General features: G+C 29.9%; 24 protein-coding genes and 2 pseudogenes. All 26 read left to right on the forward strand.

Annotation, left to right across the window (positions count from 1 at the left end; genetic code table 11):
* The first annotated feature begins 13 nt into the window (after window positions 1–13).
* The 26 genes and pseudogenes from PQF96_RS21510 to PQF96_RS21635 all read left to right on the forward strand — a co-directional run bounded on the left by PQF96_RS21510 (window position 14) and on the right by PQF96_RS21635 (window position 25,558).
* The gene (locus PQF96_RS21510; RefSeq protein WP_271768227.1) at window positions 14–1,009 is read left to right on the forward strand and encodes a transcriptional regulator; all 996 of its coding nucleotides are present in this window, start codon (window positions 14–16) and stop codon (window positions 1,007–1,009) included.
* 56 nt (window positions 1,010–1,065) lie between these two features.
* Window positions 1,066–2,037, forward strand: a complete 972-nt coding sequence (locus tag PQF96_RS21515) for a type I phosphomannose isomerase catalytic subunit (protein WP_333968169.1) — start codon at window positions 1,066–1,068, stop codon at window positions 2,035–2,037.
* A 7-nt stretch (window positions 2,038–2,044) separates the two neighbouring features.
* Window positions 2,045–3,057 (forward strand): annotated as a pseudogene (gene rfbB, locus PQF96_RS21520) (dTDP-glucose 4,6-dehydratase).
* Window positions 3,058–3,120: 63 nt separating this feature from the next.
* A complete protein-coding gene (gene rfbA, locus PQF96_RS21525; protein WP_271768230.1) occupies window positions 3,121–3,978 on the forward strand; it encodes a glucose-1-phosphate thymidylyltransferase RfbA in 858 nt (285 codons plus the stop codon).
* A gap of 2 nt (window positions 3,979–3,980) precedes the next feature.
* Window positions 3,981–4,497 (forward strand): annotated as a pseudogene (gene rfbC / locus PQF96_RS21530) (dTDP-4-dehydrorhamnose 3,5-epimerase).
* Window positions 4,498–4,791: 294 nt separating this feature from the next.
* The gene (locus PQF96_RS21535; RefSeq protein ID WP_271768232.1) at window positions 4,792–5,826 is read left to right on the forward strand and encodes a hypothetical protein; all 1,035 of its coding nucleotides are present in this window, start codon (window positions 4,792–4,794) and stop codon (window positions 5,824–5,826) included.
* Between the two features lie 169 nt (window positions 5,827–5,995).
* Window positions 5,996–7,009, forward strand: a complete 1,014-nt coding sequence (gene rfbB / locus PQF96_RS21540) for a dTDP-glucose 4,6-dehydratase (protein WP_271768234.1) — start codon at window positions 5,996–5,998, stop codon at window positions 7,007–7,009.
* A 4-nt stretch (window positions 7,010–7,013) separates the two neighbouring features.
* The gene (gene rfbA / locus PQF96_RS21545; protein ID WP_271768237.1) at window positions 7,014–7,877 is read left to right on the forward strand and encodes a glucose-1-phosphate thymidylyltransferase RfbA; all 864 of its coding nucleotides are present in this window, start codon (window positions 7,014–7,016) and stop codon (window positions 7,875–7,877) included.
* Between the two features lie 4 nt (window positions 7,878–7,881).
* The gene (rfbC, locus tag PQF96_RS21550; RefSeq protein WP_271768240.1) at window positions 7,882–8,430 is read left to right on the forward strand and encodes a dTDP-4-dehydrorhamnose 3,5-epimerase; all 549 of its coding nucleotides are present in this window, start codon (window positions 7,882–7,884) and stop codon (window positions 8,428–8,430) included.
* A 14-nt stretch (window positions 8,431–8,444) separates the two neighbouring features.
* Complete coding sequence (locus tag PQF96_RS21555) at window positions 8,445–9,695, forward strand: nucleotide sugar dehydrogenase (protein WP_271768242.1); 1,251 nt, start codon at window positions 8,445–8,447, stop codon at window positions 9,693–9,695.
* Window positions 9,696–9,723: 28 nt separating this feature from the next.
* Complete coding sequence (gene rfbD / locus PQF96_RS21560; RefSeq protein WP_271768244.1) at window positions 9,724–10,575, forward strand: dTDP-4-dehydrorhamnose reductase; 852 nt, start codon at window positions 9,724–9,726, stop codon at window positions 10,573–10,575.
* Entirely contained in the window at window positions 10,572–11,054 is a 483-nt protein-coding gene (locus PQF96_RS21565; protein WP_271768246.1) for a hypothetical protein, read from the forward strand. The genes rfbD and PQF96_RS21565 overlap by 4 nt, the downstream gene beginning before the upstream one ends.
* Window positions 11,055–11,238: 184 nt before the next feature.
* Window positions 11,239–12,390 carry a dTDP-4-amino-4,6-dideoxygalactose transaminase gene (rffA, locus tag PQF96_RS21570; RefSeq protein ID WP_271768249.1) on the forward strand — a complete coding sequence of 384 codons (1,152 nt, stop codon included), beginning with the start codon at window positions 11,239–11,241 and terminating at the stop codon, window positions 12,388–12,390.
* A gap of 82 nt (window positions 12,391–12,472) precedes the next feature.
* Window positions 12,473–12,772: a hypothetical protein gene (locus PQF96_RS21575; protein ID WP_271768251.1), complete on the forward strand. Its 300-nt coding sequence runs from the start codon at window positions 12,473–12,475 to the stop codon at window positions 12,770–12,772.
* On the forward strand, window positions 12,765–13,463 hold the full coding sequence (locus PQF96_RS21580) for an SDR family NAD(P)-dependent oxidoreductase (protein ID WP_271768254.1): 699 nt from the start codon (window positions 12,765–12,767) through the stop codon (window positions 13,461–13,463). The genes PQF96_RS21575 and PQF96_RS21580 overlap by 8 nt, the downstream gene beginning before the upstream one ends.
* Window positions 13,460–14,791, forward strand: coding sequence for an ANL family adenylate-forming protein (locus PQF96_RS21585; RefSeq protein ID WP_271768256.1), 1,332 nt, complete (start codon window positions 13,460–13,462; stop codon window positions 14,789–14,791). The genes PQF96_RS21580 and PQF96_RS21585 overlap by 4 nt, the downstream gene beginning before the upstream one ends.
* Complete coding sequence (locus tag PQF96_RS21590; RefSeq protein WP_271768259.1) at window positions 14,788–15,537, forward strand: hypothetical protein; 750 nt, start codon at window positions 14,788–14,790, stop codon at window positions 15,535–15,537. Before PQF96_RS21585 ends, PQF96_RS21590 begins: the two co-directional genes overlap by 4 nt.
* The gene (locus PQF96_RS21595; protein WP_271768261.1) at window positions 15,537–16,700 is read left to right on the forward strand and encodes a TDP-N-acetylfucosamine:lipid II N-acetylfucosaminyltransferase; all 1,164 of its coding nucleotides are present in this window, start codon (window positions 15,537–15,539) and stop codon (window positions 16,698–16,700) included. The genes PQF96_RS21590 and PQF96_RS21595 overlap by 1 nt, the downstream gene beginning before the upstream one ends.
* A complete protein-coding gene (locus PQF96_RS21600; RefSeq protein ID WP_271768263.1) occupies window positions 16,691–17,965 on the forward strand; it encodes an MOP flippase family protein in 1,275 nt (424 codons plus the stop codon). The genes PQF96_RS21595 and PQF96_RS21600 overlap by 10 nt, the downstream gene beginning before the upstream one ends.
* Before the next feature lie 280 nt (window positions 17,966–18,245).
* The gene (locus PQF96_RS21605) at window positions 18,246–19,223 is read left to right on the forward strand and encodes a hypothetical protein (protein WP_271768265.1); all 978 of its coding nucleotides are present in this window, start codon (window positions 18,246–18,248) and stop codon (window positions 19,221–19,223) included.
* Window positions 19,224–19,401: 178 nt separating this feature from the next.
* The gene (locus PQF96_RS21610; protein WP_271768268.1) at window positions 19,402–19,662 is read left to right on the forward strand and encodes a hypothetical protein; all 261 of its coding nucleotides are present in this window, start codon (window positions 19,402–19,404) and stop codon (window positions 19,660–19,662) included.
* A gap of 62 nt (window positions 19,663–19,724) precedes the next feature.
* Window positions 19,725–20,906, forward strand: coding sequence for a glycosyltransferase family protein (locus PQF96_RS21615; RefSeq protein ID WP_271768270.1), 1,182 nt, complete (start codon window positions 19,725–19,727; stop codon window positions 20,904–20,906).
* Entirely contained in the window at window positions 20,899–22,197 is a 1,299-nt protein-coding gene (locus PQF96_RS21620; protein ID WP_271768273.1) for an O-antigen ligase family protein, read from the forward strand. Before PQF96_RS21615 ends, PQF96_RS21620 begins: the two co-directional genes overlap by 8 nt.
* A complete protein-coding gene (locus PQF96_RS21625) occupies window positions 22,157–23,266 on the forward strand; it encodes a DUF1972 domain-containing protein (protein WP_271768276.1) in 1,110 nt (369 codons plus the stop codon). The genes PQF96_RS21620 and PQF96_RS21625 overlap by 41 nt, the downstream gene beginning before the upstream one ends.
* Window positions 23,263–24,576, forward strand: coding sequence for a UDP-glucose dehydrogenase family protein (locus PQF96_RS21630; RefSeq protein WP_271768278.1), 1,314 nt, complete (start codon window positions 23,263–23,265; stop codon window positions 24,574–24,576). Before PQF96_RS21625 ends, PQF96_RS21630 begins: the two co-directional genes overlap by 4 nt.
* 1 nt (window position 24,577) lies before the next feature.
* Window positions 24,578–25,558 (forward strand): UDP-glucuronic acid decarboxylase family protein, encoded by a 981-nt coding sequence (locus PQF96_RS21635; protein WP_271768280.1) that lies wholly within the window; start codon window positions 24,578–24,580, stop codon window positions 25,556–25,558.
* The last annotated feature ends 6 nt before the right edge of the window (window positions 25,559–25,564 follow it).

The following is a 25,564-nucleotide window of genomic DNA, read 5'->3' on the forward strand; positions in this document are numbered from 1 at the left end:
ATATATAATAAATATGGAAAATAATAATGATGAAATAGATTTGATGCAAATTTTTAGCATGATAAAAGGAGGTTTTAGGAACTTCCTTAAACTAATCATTACAGTAATTGCATTTTATAAGAAAAAGGCAATTTTATTTCTGATTTTATTAATAGTTGGAGGAGGTATAGGGTTTTTTATTGATCAAAGTCAAGATTCAAAAAATGAATATATACAAGAAATTATAATTGAGCCTAAATATAATAGTGTAAAGTACATTTATGATTTTATTGATGAATTAGAAGATAATCTCAAAGACGAAGTTTTTCTGAGTATGTTAGGAATTACAGAAGATGATATTGAAAATGTAAATAAGGTTGAGATAGAACCTGTAGTAAAGGGAACAGATGTATTAGATAATCTAGAGGAAAGATATGAAAACCGTGAGTTTTTTAAGGATATTATGGAAGCTTATGATGGAAATCAAGTAGAGGAAGAAAAATTTAGAGATTTTTATAAACATCATAAACTAATAATTGAGTTTAATGTGAACAATGAAGCTAGTAATAAAATAGCTTCATCTATTTTAAACTATATAAAATCAAATAAATATTATCAAGACATATCAAAACTTACTTTAAAACAAAAGAAAACAGATTTAGAGAGAAATAAAACATCGTTAGAATTTATTGATGCATATTTAAAAAATCTTGAAAAAAGTCCTTTAAATACTGAAAATGAACCTGTTGTTCTTTCTTCTCGGAAAGACTTACCTATGCTTTCTATTGCTTCTTTATTGCAAAAGAAGGAACTTCTAATGGAATTGATTAATAAGCAAGAACGTATTTTGACCTTAGATCAAGAAGTATTTTCCTTTGTTTATTATGGTGATATTATTTCAAAACAAAAGAAACTATTAAATCGTACTATGTTCATGATCCCTCTACTTTTGATAGGATTAGTTTCGTTCTTTTACTTTTCAAGATACTTGTCCAAATCGGTTAAGAATTTTGTTAATGATGAAGAATAGATTTTATACATATAGAAAAAAACAAATCAATCAATAGATAATTAAAAGGCATAATTATGTTGTACCCGTTAAAATTTCATCCAATTTTAAAAGAAAAAATTTGGGGAGGAAATAAACTAAAAACAATCCTTAATAAGCCTTCTGTCGAAGATAATATTGGTGAGAGCTGGGAGATTTCTACGGTAAATGATGATGTCTCGGTGATCTCAAATGGTGCACATGCAGGGAAAAGATTAGATGATCTTATCAAAGAGTATTCATCACAATTACTGGGAGAAAAGGTATATAAAGAGTTTGGTGATCAATTTCCATTATTGATTAAGTTTATTGATGCCAGAGAAGACTTATCTGTTCAACTTCATCCCGATGATACCTTAGCAAAAAAGAGGCATGATTCTTTTGGTAAAACAGAAATGTGGTATGTCGTCCAGGCCGATGCTGATGCTAAGTTAATTGTTGGATTTAATAAAGACACTAACAAAGAAGAATATGAAACGTTCCTTAAAGAAGGAAAAATTACAGAATTACTCAATTTCGAGACTATTACAAAGGGAGATAGCTATTTTATAAAAGCGGGAAGAATACATGCCATAGGAGGAGGGTCTTTGATTGCAGAGATTCAACAAACTTCTGATATTACCTATAGAGTTTATGATTGGGATCGAAAAGACAGTGATGGAAATGAAAGAGAATTACATACTGATCTAGCATTGGACGCCTTAGATTTTAAAGGAGATAGGTCTTTTAAATTAGAATATGATAAGGATAAAAATAGGGTGAATAACCTTATTTCTGGAACGTATTTTACAACAAGTACGATAGAGGTTGATAATAGCTTAAAAAGAGAGTATAAGGGCTTAGATTCGTTTAAAATTTTAATGTGCGTAGAAGGAAGCGGGACAATAAGTACTATAGACTATTCTGAAAAAATTTCATTTGGTGAAACAATACTCATTCCTCGCACGATTGAAAATATATCTATAGAAAGCGATAATAATGAAATGAAATTGTTAGAAGTGTATATCTAAATATAACATGAAGAGGAATATCTTAATAACAGGTGGGGCAGGATTATAGGGTCAAATTATATAAACCTTATTGCAAAAGATACAACATCAAAAATCGTTAATCTCGATAAACTAACATATGCTGCTGATCTTAAAAATATTGAGAACGAAAAAAATGCAGATTATACTTTTATTGAAGGAGATATCTGTGACTGGGATACAGTTAAGACAATTTTTAAGGAATATCAAATTGATACCGTTGTCCATTTTGCTGCAGAATCCCATGTTGATAATTCTATCACTGGTCCAAAAGCGTTTATCGAAACTAATATTGTAGGAACATTTAATCTATTGCAGGCCGCTTATCAAACCTGGATGAAATCACCAAATGAATTTGATTCAGAATATAAACATGCTCGTTTTTTGCATGTTTCTACAGATGAGGTATATGGAACATTAGGTGAAACGGGTCTTTTTAGCGAGAACACACCCTATGCACCAAACAGCCCATATAGTGCTTCAAAAGCATCTTCAGATATGCTGGTTAGAAGCTATTTTCATACCTATGGATTGCCTGTGGTTACGACAAACGGTTCAAACAACTATGGGCCAAGACAACATGATGAAAAATTAATCCCGACTATTATCAGAAAAGCAGTTAATGAAGAAAATATTCCTATTTATGGTGATGGTAAAAATGTACGGGATTGGTTATATGTTTTAGATCATTGTAAAGGCATAGACTTGGTATTAAAGACTGGAAAATTAGGAGAAACCTATAATATTGGAGGCAAAAACGAAAGAGAAAATCTATATATAGCCACTACAATTTGTAAAATTTTGGATAGAGTTGTACCAAGAAGTAAAGGAACATCTTATAAAGATCTTATTACTTTTGTTACCGATCGTCCAGGTCATGACTTTAGGTACGCAATTGACGCATCTAAAATCGAAAATGAATTAAAGTGGGCTGCAGAGGAGAATTTTGAAACGGGGATTGAGAAAACTATTAAGTGGTATTTAAAAAAGTATAAAAACTAATACTATTTTGGACTTTCAACTTTTATTGAAGACAGAAATCCATTTAGGATAATAAATACAATAATGAAAGGAATAATACTAGCAGGAGGCTCAGGAACGCGTTTACATCCACTTACATTGGCAATTAGTAAACAGTTGATGCCCGTTTATGATAAGCCGATGATTTATTATCCAGTCTCTACATTAATTTCGGCAGGAATTAGGGAAATATTAATCATATCCACTCCACAAGATTTACCATTGTTCGAAAAATTATTAGGAGATGGTACTACTTATGGATGTCGATTTGAATATGCAATACAAGAACACCCCAATGGATTAGCTGAAGCTTTTATTATTGGTGAAAAATTTATAGGTCAGGATAAAGTCGCTCTAATACTGGGAGACAATATATTCTATGGTTCTGGTTTAGAAGCATTATTAGAAAGAAATAATGATCCGGATGGAGGAATTATATATGCATATCACGTACAAGATCCAGAACGATATGGTGTTGTTGATTTTGATGCCCAAGGTAATGCCACTTCTATAGAAGAAAAACCTGAAGCTCCAAAATCTAATTATGCAGTGCCAGGAATTTATTTTTACGATAATGAAGTTGTAAAAATTGCCAAAGCTATAACTCCTAGTTCTCGTGGTGAACTAGAAATTACAGATATTAACAATGCATATCTGCAGAAAGGGAAGTTAAAAGTAAGTATCCTGGACAAAGGTACAGCATGGTTGGATACAGGGACATTTAACTCTCTTATGCAAGCCATTCAATTTGTTCAGGTAATAGAGGAAAGACAAGGCCTTAAAATTGGAGCTATAGAAGAAATTGCGTATAAAAAAGGCTTTATTGATAAAGAACAACTTCATCGTCTGGCAAAACCCCTGATCAAAAGCGGTTATGGTAAATACCTATTACAATTAGATTAAATATGGAAATTCAATCAACTTTTATTGAAGGATGTTTTGTAATAAAACCTACCGTATTTGAAGACGATAGAGGGTCTTTTTTTGAAAGCTCTAATAAAAAAAATTGAGGAAATCTCTGGATATAATGTAAATTTTGTTCAGGATAATCAGTCGATTTCTAAAAAAGGAACTCTTCGAGGATTACATTTTCAGACAGGTGCCCATGCACAGGCAAAATTGGTTAGAGTGATCAAGGGTGAAGTGTTGGATGTAGCCGTGGACCTAAGACCAGATTCCAAAACCTATAAAAAACACTTTGCAATCCTATTAAATGATCAAAATAACTTTCAATTATTTGTTCCAATAAGTAAAAGTGCAATATTTGCTTATAAATGTGATAATTACTATCACAAATCTTCAGAATCTGGGATTATATATAACGACCCGGATCTTAATATTGATTGGAAATTAGATTCTTCAATAATTCAATTGTCCGAAAAAGATAAAGAACTACCATATTTAAAAGATATCGTAAAATAATTAGCTTGATTATATGGCTAATTATGAAGTGTTTAACAAGAGTCGCTATTATTGTTAAAAGTCCTTAAAACTTAGTTAAACCCAATACTTTTTTCAATAAGTATATAGCAATATTCGTTCTACTGCGATACATTTAAAAATGATATTCGTAAAGGTTATTTTTTCTAATACTTAATCATAGAAGTAGTATTAGAAAAAATAAACAGATTTAATAGAATTATAAATGATTTATATGTATTGATAAGGAGTTTTTTTTGAAACTCTCCCATCTTATAACCTAACCTACTAAATACTATGAATGCTAAAGAGAATTCTTCAGATGATGTTGATTTAGGTCAATTATTCAAACTTATAGGAAATGCATTTAGTGCTTGTTTTACCCTTATAGCAAATATTTTTAAAAACGTATTTCACTTTTTTATTCTATTACTTCAATTTATCAGAGTACATTTCTATAAACTTGTTTTGGCAGTTTTTCTTGGAGTTATAGTTGGGGGAGTTATAGATCATAATGCATTACCCAGATATAGGTCTTCAATGATTGTTCAGCCTAACTTTAATAGTGTACAACAATTATATAATAATATCGAATTTTACGATCAATTAGCAAAACAGCAAGAAAGTAAAGCACTTGCAGAGGCGTTACATATTTCCGAATCTGCAGCAGTAGATGTAAAAAAAGTAGTAATATCTTCGTTTTCAGATCAAACACAACGAATAAAACAATTTAGTGAGTTTATTCAAGAACTAGACTCGGTATCACAAAAACAGGTGCATTATGAAGATTACTTAAAGAACTTTAATGATATTAATGCAAAGTTTCATAAAATCGAAATAGAAACAACATCTCCCGGAATTGCAAAAAAATGCCAAAAAGCTATTGTTACATCTATAGAAAACAATGAATATTTTAAACTTCAGAAAGATATTAATGATGATAATATAGCGCTAAGAGATTCGATTATAGAACAACAACAAAAGGAAATCAATGATTTACAGGAATTTTATAAAAGGATAAAAGTTTTAGAGGCCAAAAAACCAGATGGAACAACAAGCATTAATTTGGCAGAAAATAAAAGTGACCAAGTCTCAGAACTTGAATTGCTGGATCATGAAAAAAAATTAAAAGATGAAAAAATTAAGCTAAACAATGAGAAAGCAAATACAAAGAACACTATTAATATTATTTCTGAATTCCCTAATAAAGGAGCATTAATAAATGATTTTTTTGCTAAAAAAATCGTTTTGACACCGATCTTATTTGTTAGTGTTTTATTTTTGACATTGATTATGATTTCATTAAATAAATATTTGGCAGGTTATAATTAAGGATTGAAAATAGATAGTTTTTTTAAGAGTTAAGATAAAAGGTAAGTGTAATATATAAATTGGAAAGCATATTGACAAACCCAATAATTAAGCTATTTTTGCATCAAAACATTAATATTGTAGATTTGTTGACAATTGACTTATCACTTTTAATTACTTATAGAAAAATATGAAAACTATTTTAATTACTGGAGGAGCGGGGTTTATAGGCTCTAATTTTATTCCTTATTTTATTAAAAACAATTCAGATTTTAATGTTTTGAACCTAGATTCGTTGACTTATGCAGGAGATTTAAAAAATGTAAAAGAAGTCGAAAGTCATAATAGATATACTTTTATGAAGGGAGATATTTGTGATCGAAATTTAATAGAAGAGCTGTTTAAAAAAAATGATATAAATGGAGTGATTCATTTTGCGGCTGAATCCCATGTAGATAATTCGATATCAAGCCCAGATGAATTTATTAGAACAAATGTTTTTGGAACATTTACATTAATTGATGTTGCTAGAAACTATTGGATGGAATCTCCGCATAATTATAAAGATCAGTATAAAAATTGTCGTTTTCACCATGTTTCTACAGATGAGGTTTATGGCACATTAGGAGAAACAGGATTATTTGAAGAAACTACACCGTATGCGCCAAACAGTCCATATAGTGCTTCAAAAGCTTCTTCAGATTTTATAGTTAGAAGTTATTTTCATACTTACGGGATGAATGTAGTTACTACCAATTGTTCTAATAACTATGGTCCAAAGCAGCATGACGAAAAACTTATACCAACTATAATTAGAAAAGCAATAGCTGGAGAAAATATTCCTATTTATGGAGATGGTAAAAATGTTAGAGACTGGTTATATGTGTTGGATCATTGTAAAGGTGTAGAATTAGCTTATGCAAAAGGAGTTTCTGGTGAGACTTATAATATTGGAGGAAGAAATGAGCGTAATAACAATTATATCGCATCCAAAATTTGTGAATTATTAGACCAAAAGATCCCTCGTAAGGATGGTAAATCTTATAAGGTGCTTATAACATATGTTAAAGATCGTCCAGGACATGATATGCGTTATGCCATTGATGCTACTAAAATAGAAAATGAACTGGGGTGGAAAGCCGACGAAAATTTCGAAACAGGTATCGAAAAAACTGTAGCTTGGTACTTAGAAAAAATAAAATAATATCATGAAGGGAATAATTTTAGCAGGAGGGTCTGGAACAAGATTACATCCTCTTACATTAGCGGTTAGTAAACAATTAATGCCTGTATACGATAAACCAATGATCTACTATCCACTTTCAACATTGATGTGGTCAGGTATAAGGGAGATTCTCATAATTTCAACACCGCATGATCTACCTTCGTTCCAAAAATTACTTGGAGATGGAAAAGCGTATGGATGTAGATTCGAATATGCTGTACAAGAAGCACCTAATGGATTGGCTGAAGCTTTTATAATTGGTGAAGATTTCATTGGAAATGATAAAGTAGCTTTGATTCTTGGGGATAATATTTTCTATGGAACAGGTTTAGCAAAGCTTTTACAAGCTAATAATGATCCAGATGGCGGTATTATATATGCCTATCATGTTCACGACCCAGAACGATATGGAGTAGTAGAATTTGATGAGGGTGGGAAAGCAATTTCTATAGAGGAAAAACCTAAAGTACCTAAATCAAATTATGCGGTTCCTGGAATATATTTTTATGATAATGAAGTGGTTGATATTGCAAAGAATATAAAACCGAGTCATAGGGGAGAGCTAGAAATTACTGATATCAACAAAGTGTACTTGGAAAAGAAGAGATTAAATGTGAGTATTTTAGATAGAGGAACCGCATGGTTGGATACGGGAACATTTAATTCTCTTATGCAGGCAAGTCAATTTGTTCAAGTAATAGAAGAACGACAGGGACTTAAAATTGGAGCAATAGAAGGGGTGGCTTTTAAAATGGGTTATATATCAGAAGAAAAAATGATAGTGCTGGCAAAACCACTTGTCAAAAGTGGTTATGGAAAACATTTATTGAGTATTATAGAAAAATAATTTAATGAAAGCAATTGAAACCAAGCTCAAAGGGTGTTTTATATTAGAGCCTTCAGTTTTTGAAGATGAAAGAGGCTATTTTTTTGAGAGCTATAATCAAAATAAGCTTAATGAGCTTATTGGTCAGGAAGTTAATTTTGTACAGGACAATCAATCCTACTCTACAAAAGGAGTGATTAGGGCCTTGCATTATCAAGTAGGTGAACATGCACAGGCAAAATTAGTAAGAGCTTTAGAAGGAACAGTATTAGATGTTGCTGTAGATCTTCGTGAAAATTCTCCAACTTTTGGAGAATATTTCGCTGTAGAATTATCGGCAGAAAATAAAAAACAACTCTTTATTCCAAGAGGCTTCGCACATGGATTTTGTGTTCTAAGTGAGACAGCGACTTTTTTTTATAAATGTGACAATTTTTACAATAAATCGGCTGAGGGGGGAATAATTTATAATGATAAAGACTTAAACATAGATTGGACCATAGAAGAAGATGTAGAATTAATAATTTCTGAAAAAGATAGATCATTGCCATTATTTAAAAAAGCAAGATTGTAGTTAATTATGAAACGATGAAAAAAATAGCAATAATAGGTTTAGGGTATGTTGGGTTACCATTAGCAGTTGAGTTTGGTAAAAAAAAAATAAGCACAATAGGTTTTGATATTAATAAAAAAAGAATTGACGAGCTTAATAAAAATATAGACTTCACATTAGAAGTTTCAAAAGAAGATTTAAGTGAAGCAAAGGATGTAATATACACATACAATCCCGTTGAGTTACAACAAGCGAATATATTTATTGTGACTGTACCGACACCGATAAATGAGTTTAAACAACCAGATCTATCTCCTCTTATTTCTGCGAGCAAATTAGTTGGTAATTATATCAGTAAAGATGATATAGTTATTTATGAATCCACTGTTTTTCCTGGTTGTACTGAGGAAATATGTGTGCCGATTCTTGAAAGCGTAAGTGATTTAAAATTTAATAAAGATTTCTTTTGTGGCTATTCTCCAGAACGAATTAATCCAGGTGATAAAGAACGAAGAGTACATAATATTGTAAAAATTACATCTGGTAGTACGATTGATACTGCAAATGTGGTGGATGATTTGTATAATACAATTGTTACCGTTGGAACACACAAAGCATCGTCCATCAAAGTAGCTGAGGCAGCAAAAGTCATAGAAAATACACAACGCGATCTTAATATAGCATTTGTGAACGAACTTTCTATGATTTTTGATAAAATGGATATTAATACAAATGAAGTTCTTGAAGCAGCAGGTACTAAATGGAACTTCCTGCCTTTTAAACCTGGACTGGTAGGAGGACACTGTATAGGAGTGGATCCATACTATCTCACTCATAAAGCACAAAGCTTAGGATATAACCCTGAGGTTATTTTGGCAGGAAGACGTATTAATGACGAAATGGGTAGCAAAATAGTTAAGAAGTATATCAAAAGATTATTACAATCTAAAGCTGATATTAATAATTCGAAAACGCTAATACTTGGTTTTACGTTTAAAGAAAACTGCCCAGATATTAGAAATACTAGAGTTATAGATATATATAATGAACTCAAAGAGTTTGGTGTCGAAGCCGATATATATGACCCCATCGCAAATACTAAAGAAATCGAAAAAGAGTATCAAATAGAGGTAAAGTCAGAGAACATTAATAATTATAAAGGAATAATTTTGGCCGTTGCACATAATGAATTTCTAGATTATGATTGGAAAACTTTGGCCAAGAATAAGATTATTTTTGATGTTAAAAATATCTTAGATAAAGGTATTACAATAGATTCTTTATAGTATATTATAACCTTTACTCGTATAAGCTATGATTATAAGTGTATTAGTTACTGGAGCCAATGGACAATTAGGAAAGTGTTTTAGAGACATTGCCGCAGGGTCTTCACCAAAAATCCGTTGGACGTTTATGTCCTCTAACGAAATGGATATCACAAATGAAGCAGAAGTAGCAAATGTATTCAATAATGATTCTTTTCATTTTCTAGTTAATTGTGCGGCATATACAGCTGTAGATAAAGCAGAAGAAGAAATAAGTAAAGCTTATCAAATAAATGCAGAAGCGGTTAAAGTTTTGGCTGAAAATTGCAAAAAACATCAAACTACATTTATTCATATCTCTACTGATTTTGTTTTTGACGGAACCAAGAAAACACCATATGAAATTACAGATAAGGTCAATCCGTTAAACGTTTATGGACAATCAAAACTTAAAGGAGAAGAATATATTAGGGAGTTGTTAGATAACTATTACATTATAAGAACCTCTTGGGTGTATTCGATCTATGGGGGTAATTTTGTAAAAACAATGTTGAAACTTGGTGATAACCGAAAAGAAATAGGGGTAGTAAATGATCAAATAGGCGCACCAACTTATGCCCCAGATTTAGCAAAGTTTATAGTAGATATAATAGCATTTCCAGACTATTTTGGAATCTATCATTATTGTAATAAAGGCAAGATAAGTTGGTATGATTTTGCCAAAACAATTTTTAGAATTACAGACAAAACTATAAAAATAGAGCCAGTACCAACAGAATCATATCCAACACCAGCAAAGAGACCAAAATTCAGTTTATTAAGTACCTTGGAAACAGAAAAAACATTTCAGGTTTCAATACCAAATTGGGACGAAAGTTTGAAGAAAATGCTTGTTGAATGAAGAATTTTTTTTTCATAATAGTGTTGATGCTATGCTTTTCTTGTAAAAAGAAAGAAGAAAATGTTTTTAGAGTTTTTATAGATATTAAGGTTCTTGAAGATGATAACTTTCAGGTTTTTTATATCGATGATTTGGAGTCAGGTTATTCCGAAAAAAATAGAAAAACAATCCAAGTAAAAGGAATTTCAGAATTTCAGACAATAGTTTTTGAATTGCCAAATAACGTCTTGCCCAAAATGTTTAGAATTGATTTAGGAGAAAACAAAAAAGAATCTCCTATTGAAATTAAATCAGTGAAACTTAAACATAATGACAAAGTTATTGAGATAAATGATTTGGTATTAGATCGTTTTTTTAAACCAAATATCTATATTGAAAAAGTTGATAAAGCTTTTTTGAGACAATCAATTGAAAGTAGATATGATCCGTTTTTATCATCAACACCATTACTCAATAAAAAAATGGAGTTGGAATTTTGATGAATATATGAGGGTAACTAATTAATAAAGAAGGAATCATGAAAAGGATAATTATAACTTCCTTCCATTGCTTTTATGCATAGGCATCTTTTTCGTGTAGATGTATAAAGGATAAAAAATGTATATAAATTTGTAAAAAAGAAAAACAAAATATTTTTTTTAATTTAAATATTTGTAAAATCTAATGAAAGAAAAAATACCATTCAATAAACCTTATCTAACAGGTAAAGAAATGCATTATATGTATGATGCTGTTAGTACGGGTAAAATATCGGGTAATGGAAAGTATACCAAAATGTGTCAGGATTTTTTACAAAAAAAATATGGATTTGGTAAATGTCTTCTGACTACATCTTGTACTGATGCATTAGAAATGGCGGCCTTATTAATTAATATAAAGGCTGGTGATGAAGTGATTATACCTTCTTATACCTTTGTTTCCTCAGCAAATGCCTTTATTTTAAGAGGAGCAAACGTTATTTTTGCCGATAGTAGGAGTGATCATCCAGGAATTGATGAAAATTCTATTGAAAAGTTAATAACGCCAAGGACAAAAGCTATTGTGCCTGTTCATTATGCCGGAGTAGCATGTGATATGGATAAAATTTTAGAAATTGCAGAAAAGTATGATTTATTTGTCATCGAAGATGCAGCACAGGCTATTGACAGTTATTATGTTGATAAAAACGGAACTAAAAGAGCATTAGGTTCAATGGGTCATTTGGCTGCATTTTCTTTTCATGAAACTAAAAATATTATTTCTGGAGAAGGAGGAATGTTAGCAATTAACGATTCTCAGTTCGAAAATAGAGCTGAAATCATATGGGAAAAAGGAACAAATCGATCGTCATTTTTTAGAGGAGAAGTTGATAAATATGGTTGGGTAGACATAGGGTCTTCTTTTTTACCTTCAGAGATTACTGCGGGGTTTCTTTGGGCTCAGCTCGAACATATAGATAAAATTCAACTGAAAAGAATACACATATGGGAGAAATATTTTAATGAATTAAATGATTGGTGTAAAAGAAATAATATTATGCTCCCTCATATTCCTGACTTTGCTAGTAATAATGCACATATGTTTTATATTGTTTTTGCCAGTAATAATAAACGTTCGGAAGTCATAGATAAATTAAAGGGTGATAATATTTTATCTGTATTCCATTATTTAAGTCTTCATGATAGTGAATTTTATAAATCTCGCCATGATGATAGAAAATTGACTTTTAGCGACACTTATTCTGAATGTTTATTGAGATTGCCAATGTATTTTGATTTATCTGATAAAGATTTAGACAGAGTTATCAATTCGTTGCTTGAAATATCATTAAGCTAACAAAAAAATATTACGTCGAAAGCAATTGTATAATTTAAGCAACCCTAAAGTTGAGTAGTAAAATTTAATAGTTTTTATAAATATGGAGATTAAAGAAATAAATATTAAAAATATTGTTTTTAAGACTTTAGAAGAGTATATTCAAGAAAATGATTTGAACCTTGATAAAGTAGATGAAAACACCAGACTCATAGGAGCAAGTTCTTTTCTTGATTCTATGGATTTAGTTAATTTTATTGTTGAATTAGAAGAAAGAGTAAATGATGAATTTTCATCTGATTTAGAACTTACTGATGAAAAAGCAATGTCAAGAAGAACTAGTCCTTTTATGAATATCCAAACATTAGTTTCATATATTGTTGAAAGCCTAAACGATGAGTAAAAAGTGTATTTTAATTACAGGTAATCGAAAGGGTATTGGACGTTACCTAAGTGAATTGTATTTGTCTAAAGGATTCAATGTAGTTGGTTGTAGTAGAACAGAATCAGATTTGGAACATTCTGCTTATCGACATGTCATATGTGATGTTACTCAGGAAGCATCTGCAAAAAGAGTTGTGAAAGTCGCTAAACAGGAATTTGGAGGTGTAGACATTTTAATCAACAATGCTGGAATTGCGTCTTTAAATCACTCTTTGCTTACACCAGGGTCTACTGTAAAAAAAGTTTTTGAAACTAACTTTTATGGGTCTTTCTTTTTTAGTAGGGAGTGTGGAAAACAAATGATGAAAAAAAAGTCAGGTCGTATTATTAATTTTTCTACAGTGGCTGTACCAATGAATCTAGATGGCGAAATGGTTTATGCTTCAAGTAAAGCAGCTATTGAAAAGATGACTAAGATTTTGGCAAAAGAACTTTCAAATTACAACATAACTGTTAATTCAATAGGACCTACCCCAATTCTTACTGATCTTTTAAAAGTTGTGCCAAAAGATAAAGTAGATGAATTACTTGAAAAGCAAGCAATAAAACGATTAGGAACATTTGAAGATATTGAAAATATAATAAGTTTTTTTATTGATAAAAAAAGTGAATTTGTAACAGGTCAAATTTTATATCTTGGAGGGTTATGATAATTGATACTATAAGAAAACATAAGGGTACGGCTATAATAGATAGTTCAGGAGAATATAATTACAAAGAATTAAGTAATCAAATTGAAAAATATTATTCTTTGCTTCAAAATAAAATATCAGAAAATGATGTTATAGTAGTTAGGGGAGATTATAATTTTTATACAATTTCTTTATTGTTAGCGCTTTCGAAATACACCGTAATCATTGTACCCATTGTATACACCACAGAAGAAGATTTTTCTAGTAAAATTAAAGCTTCAGGAACAAATAAAATCATTACCATTTCGGAAAACTCTAATTTTAATATAACATTACGGGAGCTAAAAACAGTAACAGATTATTCGGATCTTTTTAATAAACAACATAGTGGAATTGTTTTGTTTTCTAGTGGTACTACAGGAAAACCTAAAGTAATGGTTCATGATTTTTCTAATTTATTGAATAGTTTTACTGCTCCAAGAAAACAAAGAAGATTGGTCTTTATAATGTTTTTAATGTTTGATCATATCGGTGGTTTAAATACATTACTCAGTTGTTTAAATGTAGGTACTCCAATGGTTATCCCTAATGGAAGAAACCCTTCAGAAATAACATTGTTGATTAAAACCCATGGAGTTCAGGTTTTACCAACTAGTCCGACTTTTTTGAATCTTCTTCTTATGCAGGAAGACCTAAAAGTAAATGATCTACTTTCACTAAAAATGATTACATATGGCACAGAGCGTATGCCAGAAGTGCTTCTTAAAAAATTAAATACTTTTTTACCAAATGTAAAACTTTTGCAGACTTTCGGAACAAGTGAAACAGGTATTGTAAAAACACAAAGTAAATCCTCTGATAGTTTATATTTTAAAATTACTGATAAGGATGTCGATTATAAGATTATTGAAGGTGAATTGTATTTAAAAACCAAAACATCGGTAATTGGCTATAAAGGGCTTGAAAGCAATCAATTTAAAGAAGATGGATGGTTTGCTACAGGTGACTTGGTTAAGGTAGATGAAGAAGGGTATATAAAAGTTATAGGTAGAATAAATGATGTTATCAATGTTGGTGGATTAAAAGTAATGCCTCTGGAAGTAGAAGGAGTAATAAATGAAATTGATGAAGTATTAGATTGCACGGTTTTCTCAAAAAAGAATGCGATTACTGGGCAAATGGTATGTGCCAAAGTAGTATTAAATGACATTAAGAATAAGAATGAGATTAAAAAGAAAATAAAAGAGCATTGTATAAATACTCTTGAAAAATACAAACGTCCGGCAAAAATTATATTTGAAGAAGGGTTACAGGTAACAAGTCGATTTAAAAAGAAAACTTCATGAAAAACTATAGGCTTACCCCTTGGGATACAAAGTCGCTAGGCTTCAAAACAGCAGAATTATTGGACCTTGATAATCTTGATACTGAACAACAGCTTATAGAAGTTCTAAATATGGTAGAAAAATTACTTATAAAACAATCTGTAATTTTTGTTTATACTAGAATAAAAGCACAAAATATAATTGCAAAAAAAATATTACAGGAGAAAGGGTATTATTTTGCAGAATCCAGTATTTCGGTAGTAAAGAATAAAGTGCAAAAATTTACTCCCTATAAATGTCCCAATATTGATTTTGTAGATTTTGAAGATCAGTATATGAATAACTTGAAAGAAATAGCAAGAGATTCTTTCGATTATAGTAGATTTCATGAAGATCCGAATATTACAGAGAACTCTGCTCGTAATAGGTATTATAATTGGATCGATGATTTAATAAACCAAAATCAAGATGTAAAAGTAGCTAAAAAAGGAAATAAGATTATTGGTTTCTCTATTCAAGAGACTAATATGGATAATAATAAATCGAAACTTATTTTGGCTGGTTGTGCTAAAGGAAGAGAGATTTTCGTAAAATCTCTATGGAACGAAATTCTAATTTACAATAAATATAGAGGTGTTTCTAGCATTGAAACGATGATTTCGTCTGCTAATGTCGGAGTTTTTAATGTATATAATTATTTTGATTTTAAAGTCGAGAACACTTTTTTTGGGTTCCATAAACTTTTTAAAAAACAATCAATTTTATAATGATTTTACATTTTGTTGTTGATGAAAAAGTGACTGATCAAATAATTGAAAACTTTAATAAAGCTAATGAAAATAATAGTTTTTTAGTTTTTGGAAATAGAAGAGAAGAAAACTTTCAACATATTACTAAATCAAAGGATAAGCTGATTAAATTTATAATAGGTGAGGATGATATAAATAAAATTATTAAACAATTAGACCCCAAAGCAATACTCTTACATGCTTTGCATATCGAATATGCGAAAGCCATAATAAAGATCAAAACGAATTTGACAATTGCTTGGTATCCTTGGGGATTTGATATTTATGGTTTACCAAGAATTAAGCCTAGTACTTACGCGCTATTAACAAACGAATTTTTATTAAAAAAGAATCCAGGGCTTTTTTTTAGACGGATTGCACTTAAATATAAATTCTTAAGAAAGATATATTTTAGAATAGATGTAAAAAATGAAGATAGATATTCAATTATTTTTTCTGCTTTAAAAAGGGTTGTTTTTTTTGTGACGTATATAGAAAATGATTTCAATGTTTTTTCTTCATACTATACCAATCAAATGCAATTTGTCAATTGTCCGTTTAGTACTATCGATCAGTATCTTAGCGGAAATCGCTATGTCCAAATAGAAGATAATGCAAAAAATATCTTAGTCGGAAATTCAAATTCACCAGAATCAAATCATTTAGACGTATTTAAGCGTATGAGTAAAGATAACAGCATAAATGATTTCAAAATATTTACTCCATTGAGTTATGGAAATAATATTGAGTATCAGAGTGAAGTTTTGAATAAAGGAAGAGAGATACTGGGAAACTCCTTTATACCACTTTTGAAATTTATGAAAAGGAGTGATTACATTTTATTACTTAGGTCTTGTTCGGTTGGTATTTTTTATCATTACAGACAACAAGCAATGGGTAACATAATAGCGATGTTATATATAGGAGCTAGAATATATATGTCTTCAAAAAACCCCGCATACCATTTTTTTAAAAAAAATGAAATAAAAATATTTGATTTTGACAAAGATTATTCACGTTTCCAAAACAAAAGATTAGAGGATGAAATTATAGTTCAAAATAAACGTAAGTTAGGTTTAATATTTAATGAGGAAAAAGTGTTGACAGATATTAGAAATTTAACAGAATTGTTATGTCGCTAAAAGGTCGAGTAATATTAGGGTTAAAGTGGACTTCTTTTGCTACAATTAGTGTAGCAATAGCTGCACTATTAAAAATAAGTATACTAGCAAGATTTTTAGAAAAATCTGATTTTGGTTTGATGGCATTGGTAACATTTGTTATGGGGTTTATGAATTTGTTTAGCGATATGGGTTTGTCAACAGCAATTTTGCATGTCCAAAAAATAGATAAAAAGACATATGCCAGTTTATATTGGTTTAATATAACTCTTTGTGTTTTGCTTTATCTAATCTTATTTGTAACAACTCCTTTAATATCAAACCTGTACAATGAACCAGAACTTGATTTTTTAATTAAATTATTAGGCCTTAACTTAATTATATCAGGAGTAGGTCTTCAGTTTAAGACGATTGAAACAAAGAATTTATCATTTAAAAACATTAGTATTATTGAAATAGCTGCAGCCGTAATATCTTTAGTATTGGCAATTTGGTTAGCTGTTAATGATTATGGTGTTTTATCTCTTGTCTACTCTGCATTGGTTCAATATATTATAATGAACTCCTTTTTTTTGATACTAGGTCTTAGAAAACACGGACTATTATTTCATTTCAAATGGTCTGAAACAATACCTTTTCTAAAAATTGGAATCTATCAAGTTGGTGGACAGATTGCAAATTATTTTAATAGAGATTTGGATATTCTTTTGATAGGAAAGTTTTTTTCTACAGATGTTTTAGGGGGGTATAGTCTTGCAAAGCAATTAGTTTTTAGACCAACCCAAATTATTAATCCAATATTGGTTAAGGTGGCTTCTCCAACATTAGCTAAATTCCAGAAGGATATAACTTTGCTTAAAACAAATTATTTAAAACTAATAAAAGTAGTCTCAGCAATTAATATTCCTGTTTATTTTGGAATTATATTGTTTGCTCCATTAATAGTTCAAATAATGTATGGAAGTGGGTTTGAAAATATTGAGATTTTAGTAAGAATACTTAGTGTTTATATGATTTTTAGGGCAGTTAGTAATCCAGTAGGAAGTTTAGTGATCGCCACTGGAAGAACTGATTTGGAATTTATCTGGAATATCCTGAGTTTATTAGTAATGCCAATTTTTATATATGTAGGTGCTAGGTTTGGTATTGTTGAGGTTGCAATATCGTTAACTTTAGCGATGTTATTGCTTTTTATTCCCAGTTGGAAGTTCTTAGTTCATAAGATGACTGGAGCTTCTTTAAAGGAATATGTTAGGTCAATTTTATATATGAATTTTAGATTTTAAACAACAAGACTCTTCAATGAATTATTTTAAACCGATATACCAAATTAGTTTTTATTTTATCATATTAGTTACGTTTGTATTTGGTGGGTTTATTCAGTTTTTTTTTAGTATTTCAAATACTGTTATTACTTTTTTTATTACACTTTTATTATATGGGATATATATTCTGTATATGTTATTGCGAAGGAAGGTAGTTTTTAACAGAATTGTTTTACTTTCTATTGTATACTTAATACTAATAGTACTATCGGCTAGTGTCAATAAAAGTGATATTATTAAAATGATAGTCTATTTTGTCTTTCCATTATTACCACTAGGAATTTTTTTCTACTGTTATATTAATAATAAAGAAGGGTTCATAAGTCAAAAGAAGATATTCTCCCTTTTTTATTATATCGGACTAATACAGTTTCCTATTTTATTACTGCAAATGAACTTTTATGATTTTTTCATCCAATTTAATAATAGTGGTCAAACTATAGATTGGTATGATTTTATGTTTGGAAGTTTTTTTATAAAGTCGGATCATTCTTTGGGTGTTTTTTTACTTTTATTAATAGCGATTATACTTCTTAAAAAGGATCATGTACAGAGTATTGTGATGTTTCCAAAAATTGTAATAGCTTATCTTGGGATTACTATTTTTCTAACAGAATCTAATATTTCAAAACTATTTTTGGTAATTCTTATTTCGTCCTATGTTATGATTCCTTTATATAAAAAACACGGGAAGAGTTTAAAATTTAAACTTGGAATTGTTTTTTTGTCGATTACATTGTTGTTTTCAGGATATTTATTAAAAGACAAAGAGTTTATACAAAAAAGACTGGGAGGTACTCTTGAAAGACAAATTTCTATTGAAGCAGCAGAGAAGTTTTATGAGTTAGGTACAGCAAAACGATTTCAGATTATTATAGTTGCAGTAAAGAAATTGGAAACGAAATGGATTGGAGATGGCCCTTATTCTTATTTTAACATATTAACAGGAGAGTTTAAAAAAACACAACATTTCACACAATTAATCTGGACTTATTTTGATCTCGGTATATTAGGTCTTATAGTTGTTTTGTGTTTAATGAGGTATTTTATTAGATATCTTGACGTAGACAAAGGTCTGCCTACCTTATTTTTTTTCGGAGTTTTTTTTGTGTATTCTTTTTACGTACCAATTTTTTCAGACATTGCTATTATTTTTAGTATGTTCTTTATTTTTAGTAGAAAACAGACGAATTATGTAAAAGCTACTAAATTAGATTGAAATTATTTTTAATACACGGTTAATAAGTATGGTATTTAGTTCTACAGCATTTCTGTTTTTATTTCTCCCTTTGATTTTGACTATCAGTTTTTTGTTAAAAAAAGAATTGAGAAATATATTTATTCTTTGTTGCAGTTTGTTTTTTTATGTATGGGGCGAAAATATATTGGTGCTCGTTATGATGGGGTCAATCTGTGTTAATTATATAGTAGGAATTCTGATTTCAGTTGCTCAAAAACGAGAAAATGAAAATTGTAAGAATAAGTCAAGAGTATTAATATTTAGAGATTCTTACACGACAGAGTTAATTCAGTTTATTTCACTACATTTTACTGAAGTGATTTATGTGAATGAACGTTATAGTGATGATTTGATCAATAAAATTAATCCTGATATTGTTGTTTCCTGTAAAGTTGAAAAATACATGTCTTTATTATAAATTAGCTTTCAGCAATAGATACTTTGCATGTTAGTTAAAATGTTTTAATTAAACTAAAAAATATGAATTTAGTAGTCGTCCCCTTTCATGATTGGAGGAAAAGTGAAAAAGAAGGATTTAGAACCAGGGATGTTCATTTTATTAAATCACTTTCAGAAAATTCTAATGTTCAAAAATTATTAGTAATAAACCGACCATCAACATGGTTAGAATTTTTATATAAGAGACAGAAGAAAAAACTTAAGGGAAAAGTAATTCTAAAAAGAGGTAAGTTTTCATTGACGCAAGTAGCGCCCGAAATATTTGTAACCGACTATTTTTCTAATGATGTCTTTAATCAGTTATTAAAAAAACATTTATGGTTTATTGAAAAATATAATAGTAAGGGTTATTTAAGTTTTATTGATGATTCTTGTGCAAAATTAGATATGGATACAAAGTATTTGATAACACAAAATATTTTTTCCTATAAACTTGCGGTTAAGATAGACGCAAAAGAAAAACTTTTTGATGCTTGGGATAATTTTTTGAAATTCCCGGCTTATAAAGGTGTTAAAAATGAACTGGAAAATGGTTATGAACTTCTCGCAAGAAACATATCATTTTGGACGACTAACTCCAAAGAGAATATTAAATTTTTTAAAGATAAGTTTAATGTGAATTACATAGGTCTCGTTAAAAATGGTGTCAAAACAAACTTTATTTCTGGTTCGTCAAAACTAGAAATACCAGATGATTTGAGAAGTATTAAAAAACCAATAATTGGTTTTGGAGGAAAGATTTCATATTTACTGAATTATGAACTTATAAATTATATTACAAAAGAAAATCCAGAATCATCTTTTGTATTTGTAGGACAGGTTTTAGATAAAAATGTTTATGAGAAAATAATAAAGAGAAAGAATGTCTTTTTTTTGGGAGACAAACACTATAGTGTGTACCCAAAATATGTTCAAAATTTCGATATATGTATAGTTCCATATAATATAAGAGAAGGTCAACATGGAGGCGATTCTATAAAAGCTTATGAGTATTTATTAACTCAAAAAAAAGTCGTAGGAACTAAAGGAAATGGGTTACAAGATTTAAATGAATATATTTACCTTGTTGATGATGCAAATGAATTTTCGGCAGAATTAAAAGATCTAAAAAATGAAAAACCTTTTATAAATATTGAAGAACATTCTTGGGAAAGAAAAGGAAATAGGCTACTTGAAATCTTAAAAGGATATGTTAATGAATAAAGTTATATATTTTGTTAAAAATAATATAGGACAAACACTTATTTTGTTCATAGCTGCTATGATACCGTTTAAAATAAACGTCGGTAATCTTGCTATTATCATAGCTTTCATTTTTGCACTGTATCTTGGAGTTTCAAAAAAACTTAATAAACAAAACTTTAAACACATAGGGTTCTATTTTCCATTAGCTTTTTTTTTAATTACTGTGATAAGTGGTTTGACTAGTAGAAATATTCATGAAGGTGTTAGAGGAATTGATAAGAATTTGCTTTTGGTTTTAATACCATTTGTTTTGTTTGCGATTAAACGAAATAATGACGCTCTCAAACAAACATTAATTGTTTTTTCGTTCTCTACATTACTAGCTACAATAATTCTAATTGTATATGGTCTTATAAGGATTTTGGGAGGAGAATCCCTCGAGGTGTTTTTCTTTCATGAATTTTCAATTTTATTTGACCTGCATGCCGTTTATTATGCAATTTGTTTGGCGATAAGCGCTTTTACAATTACTCATTATTATTTGGTAGACTCCTCTGTTAAAGAAAAAAAGTTTTGGTTGATAGTAATTTCACTTTTTATACTATTATTAGGTATTTTTTTAACCGCGTCTAAAGCAGTAATTATTGTTTTTTCAATACTTTACAGTATTCATTTAATTTCTTTTTTGAAAAAAGGGAAAGCTCGAATAGCTATACTTTCTTTTTTATTATTGGTAGGCATTAGTGTCATTAATATTCCATTACTAAAAAACAGATTTGTCGAAGGGTTAGAATTCAATATTGCAAATTTTAAACCGACAAATAAATTATCTGAAATCAAAGTTTTTAATAATAATGATAAAAATGAGATTAGTGACTTAGAATTGCGCTATATATTTATTAGTATTGGGTTATATCATTTAGTTCAGGATAACGAGATTTTTTTTGGCTATGGCCAAGGAGATATTCAGGATAAGTTAGATTATTACTACATGACTTATGGCTTGGCTCCGAATTGGTATGAAGGGTATAATGTGCACAATCAATATTTACATATATTGATTTGTTATGGAATTTTTACTTTAGCTTTTTTTTTAAGTTATTTAGTCTACAGCTTTTATTATGCAATTAAATTTAAAAGTTTATTGCATCTTTTTTTCTTAATTACAATTTGTTTTGTTTTTATTTTTGAAGTGGCTTTGGTTAGAAACAAAGGGCTTATTCTTTTTTATTTTTTTAACACACTTTTTCTATTAAATTATTCGAATTTTGAAAATAGCAATATTAGGGACAAGAGGGGTGCCAAATAACCACGGAGGTTTTGAGCAATTTGCTGAGTTTTTTTCTAAATACTTAGCAGATAAAGATCATGAAGTTTACGTCTATAATTCCCATGACCATCCTTATCAGGAAAAAGTTTGGAAAGGTGTTAACATAGTGCACAAATATGATCCAGAATATAAAATAGGAACGGCAGGACAGTTTATATATGATTTTAATTGTATTCTAGATTGTCGAAAAGAAAAATTTGATATCATTCTTCAATTGGGTTATACAAGTAGTTCAATATGGAGTTTTTTGTTTCCAAAGAAGTCAATAATTGTAACCAATATGGATGGTCTTGAATGGAAAAGATCAAAATACAGTACACTGGTAAGAAAATTTTTAAAATTTGCAGAAAAGTTGGCCGCAAAGTATAGTGATTATCTTATCTCTGATTCAATTGGAATACAGGAACACCTATTGTCAACATACAATAAGGAATCAGAATTTATTGCATATGGAGCAGATGTATTTATCAATCCTAATGAAAAAACGTTATCAAAGTATCAGGTGAGTAAAGAAAACTATTCAATGCTTATTGCTAGAATGGAACCAGAAAATAATATTGAAACCATTTTGGATGGGATCCATAATTCTAAGCAACAATATCCCTGTTTGGTAATTGGAAAGATCAATAATTTTGGTGCGTACCTAGAGGAAAAATATAAAGAAGATTCAAGAATTCGTTTCCTAGGAGGGATATATAATATGGATGATTTGAATAATTTACGTTTTTTTTCAAGATATTATTTCCATGGACATTCAGTTGGAGGTACAAATCCTTCTCTTTTAGAAGCGATGGCGTCAAATGCATTGATTATTGCAAACGACAATGTTTTTAATAGAAGTATTTTGAAAAATGAGGCATTATATTTTAATATTGCAGAAGATGTTAAGTTTATAATAGATGAAGATCAGTATTTCGAAAATAAAAGTAAGTTTTGTGATGATAACAAGAACAAAATTTTCAATACTTATAATTGGAATATTATTAACTCACAATATGAAAACTATATAATAAATGTTTTGAATAGAAATCAAAAAGATAGTAAATGAAAATATCAGTAATAGGAACGGGGTACGTTGGTTTAGTTACAGGAACATGTTTGGCAGAAACTGGCAATGAAGTAGTTTGTGTTGATATTGATGAAAAAAAAGTCAAAAAAATGCGAAATGGTAAGGTGCCTATATATGAACCGCACCTTGATGTACTTTTTGATAGAAATATAAAAGCAGGCAGGCTTACTTTTTCGACATCTTTGCAAGAAGGCTTAGAGCATGGAGAAATTATATTTTTAGCATTACCAACTCCTGAAGATGAAGATGGTTCGGCTGATTTATCTTATGTTTTGGGTGTAGCAGACGATATAGGAAAAAGGATTAGTGAATACAAAGTTATTGTTGATAAAAGTACAGTACCTGTAGGTACGGCAGAAAAAGTACATGAAGTTATAGCAAGAAATGCCAAATGTGACTTTGATGTTGTCTCGAATCCAGAGTTTTTAAGAGAAGGGTTTGCGGTAGATGATTTTTTGAAACCAGAAAGAATTGTGGTAGGATCTATCTCTCAAAGAGCAACAGAACTGATGCAAAAACTGTATAAACCTTTTGTTAGATCAGGTAACCCAATTATCATAATGGATGAGAAATCTGCAGAACTTACTAAATATGCAGCTAATTCGTTTCTAGCAACAAAGATTACATTTATGAATGAGATTGCTAACTATTGTGAGAAAGTTGGTGCGAATGTAGATAAAGTAAGAAGAGGAATGGGAACAGATTCAAGGATTGGAAAAAGATTTTTGTTTCCAGGTATCGGATATGGAGGTTCATGTTTTCCAAAAGATGTAAAAGCTCTGCATAAATCAGGAAAAGATGTAGACTACGACTTTCAGATTTTAGATTCAGTAATTAAAGTGAATCAAAACCAGAAAACAGCATTACTACCAAAAATAAAAACGTATTTTGATAATGATTTGGAGGATAAAACTTTTGCGATCTGGGGTCTGGCTTTTAAACCAGAAACCGATGATATAAGAGAAGCACCAGCATTGTATCTTATCGATGAATTACTAAATGCAGGAGCAAAGGTCAAAGCATTTGATCCTGAAGCAATGGATAATGTTAAGAGAAAATATGGGGATAAAATTCAATTTTCAAAAACAATGTATGAAGCACTTGATAATACTGATGCATTGATTATTTGTACAGAATGGAGTATTTTTAGAACTCCTGATTTCAAGAAAATAAAAGATAGCCTAAAAGAGAATGTTATTTTTGATGGTAGGAACTTGTATGACATTAGTGATGTGGAAAAAGAAGGGGTTTCTTATTTCTCTATTGGTAGAAAAGATATAATATTATAAAATGCAAAAAGTTTTAATTACAGGAGCAGCGGGTTTTTTAGGTTCTCATCTTTGTGATAGATTTATCAAAGAAGGGTTTCATGTGATTGCCATGGATAACCTGATTACTGGGGATATAAAAAATATTGAACATCTATTTAAATTAAAACAGTTTGAGTTTTATAATCATGATGTTACCAAATTTGTTCATGTACCAGGTGAACTCGATTATATATTACATTTTGCTTCACCAGCAAGTCCAATAGATTATCTTAAAATACCTATTCAGACATTAAAAGTTGGGTCTTTAGGTACGCACAACCTTTTAGGACTAGCAAAAGAGAAAAACGCAAGAATCTTAATAGCATCCACAAGTGAAGTATATGGAGATCCTCAGGTACACCCTCAAAATGAAGAATACTACGGAAATGTTAATACTATTGGACCAAGAGGGGTATATGATGAAGCAAAACGCTTTCAGGAATCAATAACAATGGCATACCATACCTATCATGGAGTTGAAACAAGAATAGTGCGTATTTTTAATACCTATGGTCCTAGGATGAGGTTAAATGATGGCCGTGTAGTACCGGCATTTATCGGACAAGCATTAAGAGGAGAAGATTTAACAATATTTGGAGATGGTATGCAAACACGATCTTTTTGTTATGTTGACGATCAAGTAGAGGGGATTTATAAATTGCTTATGAGTGACTATGTTTACCCGGTTAATATCGGTAATCCTGATGAGGTCACTATTAAAGAATTTGCCGAAGAAATAGTAAGACTTACAGAAACAGATCAAAAAGTAATCTATAAACCACTACCAGTCGATGATCCGTTGCAACGGCAACCGGATATTACTAAGGCTAAAGAAATATTAAACTGGGAACCCAAAATGGGCAGGTCAGATGGAATGAAACTAACGCTTGAGTATTTTAAGGGATTTTCTAAAGAAGAACTTGAGAAAAGTGAACACAGGGATTTCAGAAAAAACAACTAGGATTTT

The sequence above is a fragment of the Aquimarina algiphila genome, assembly GCF_947494415.1.
Classification (GTDB): Bacteria; Bacteroidota; Bacteroidia; order Flavobacteriales; family Flavobacteriaceae; genus Aquimarina; species Aquimarina algiphila.

Coding starts and splice junctions, on each gene's coding strand:
- PQF96_RS21585 (WP_271768256.1), top strand. CDS start 13,460: ATGATAATTGATACTATAAGAAAACATAAGGGTACGGCTATAATAGAT.
- PQF96_RS21605 (WP_271768265.1), top strand. CDS start 18,246: ATGATAGTCTATTTTGTCTTTCCATTATTACCACTAGGAATTTTTTTC.
- PQF96_RS21565 (WP_271768246.1), top strand. CDS start 10,572: ATGAAGAATTTTTTTTTCATAATAGTGTTGATGCTATGCTTTTCTTGT.
- rfbA (WP_271768237.1), top strand. CDS start 7,014: ATGAAGGGAATAATTTTAGCAGGAGGGTCTGGAACAAGATTACATCCT.
- PQF96_RS21535 (WP_271768232.1), top strand. CDS start 4,792: ATGAATGCTAAAGAGAATTCTTCAGATGATGTTGATTTAGGTCAATTA.
- PQF96_RS21600 (WP_271768263.1), top strand. CDS start 16,691: ATGTCGCTAAAAGGTCGAGTAATATTAGGGTTAAAGTGGACTTCTTTT.
- rfbB (WP_271768234.1), top strand. CDS start 5,996: ATGAAAACTATTTTAATTACTGGAGGAGCGGGGTTTATAGGCTCTAAT.
- rfbC (WP_271768240.1), top strand. CDS start 7,882: ATGAAAGCAATTGAAACCAAGCTCAAAGGGTGTTTTATATTAGAGCCT.
- rfbD (WP_271768244.1), top strand. CDS start 9,724: ATGATTATAAGTGTATTAGTTACTGGAGCCAATGGACAATTAGGAAAG.
- rfbA (WP_271768230.1), top strand. CDS start 3,121: ATGAAAGGAATAATACTAGCAGGAGGCTCAGGAACGCGTTTACATCCA.
- PQF96_RS21555 (WP_271768242.1), top strand. CDS start 8,445: ATGAAAAAAATAGCAATAATAGGTTTAGGGTATGTTGGGTTACCATTA.
- rffA (WP_271768249.1), top strand. CDS start 11,239: ATGAAAGAAAAAATACCATTCAATAAACCTTATCTAACAGGTAAAGAA.
- PQF96_RS21580 (WP_271768254.1), top strand. CDS start 12,765: ATGAGTAAAAAGTGTATTTTAATTACAGGTAATCGAAAGGGTATTGGA.
- PQF96_RS21620 (WP_271768273.1), top strand. CDS start 20,899: ATGAATAAAGTTATATATTTTGTTAAAAATAATATAGGACAAACACTT.
- PQF96_RS21590 (WP_271768259.1), top strand. CDS start 14,788: ATGAAAAACTATAGGCTTACCCCTTGGGATACAAAGTCGCTAGGCTTC.
- PQF96_RS21635 (WP_271768280.1), top strand. CDS start 24,578: ATGCAAAAAGTTTTAATTACAGGAGCAGCGGGTTTTTTAGGTTCTCAT.
- PQF96_RS21610 (WP_271768268.1), top strand. CDS start 19,402: ATGATGGGGTCAATCTGTGTTAATTATATAGTAGGAATTCTGATTTCA.
- PQF96_RS21510 (WP_271768227.1), top strand. CDS start 14: ATGGAAAATAATAATGATGAAATAGATTTGATGCAAATTTTTAGCATG.
- PQF96_RS21575 (WP_271768251.1), top strand. CDS start 12,473: ATGGAGATTAAAGAAATAAATATTAAAAATATTGTTTTTAAGACTTTA.
- PQF96_RS21615 (WP_271768270.1), top strand. CDS start 19,725: ATGAATTTAGTAGTCGTCCCCTTTCATGATTGGAGGAAAAGTGAAAAA.
- PQF96_RS21515 (WP_333968169.1), top strand. CDS start 1,066: ATGTTGTACCCGTTAAAATTTCATCCAATTTTAAAAGAAAAAATTTGG.
- PQF96_RS21595 (WP_271768261.1), top strand. CDS start 15,537: ATGATTTTACATTTTGTTGTTGATGAAAAAGTGACTGATCAAATAATT.
- PQF96_RS21630 (WP_271768278.1), top strand. CDS start 23,263: ATGAAAATATCAGTAATAGGAACGGGGTACGTTGGTTTAGTTACAGGA.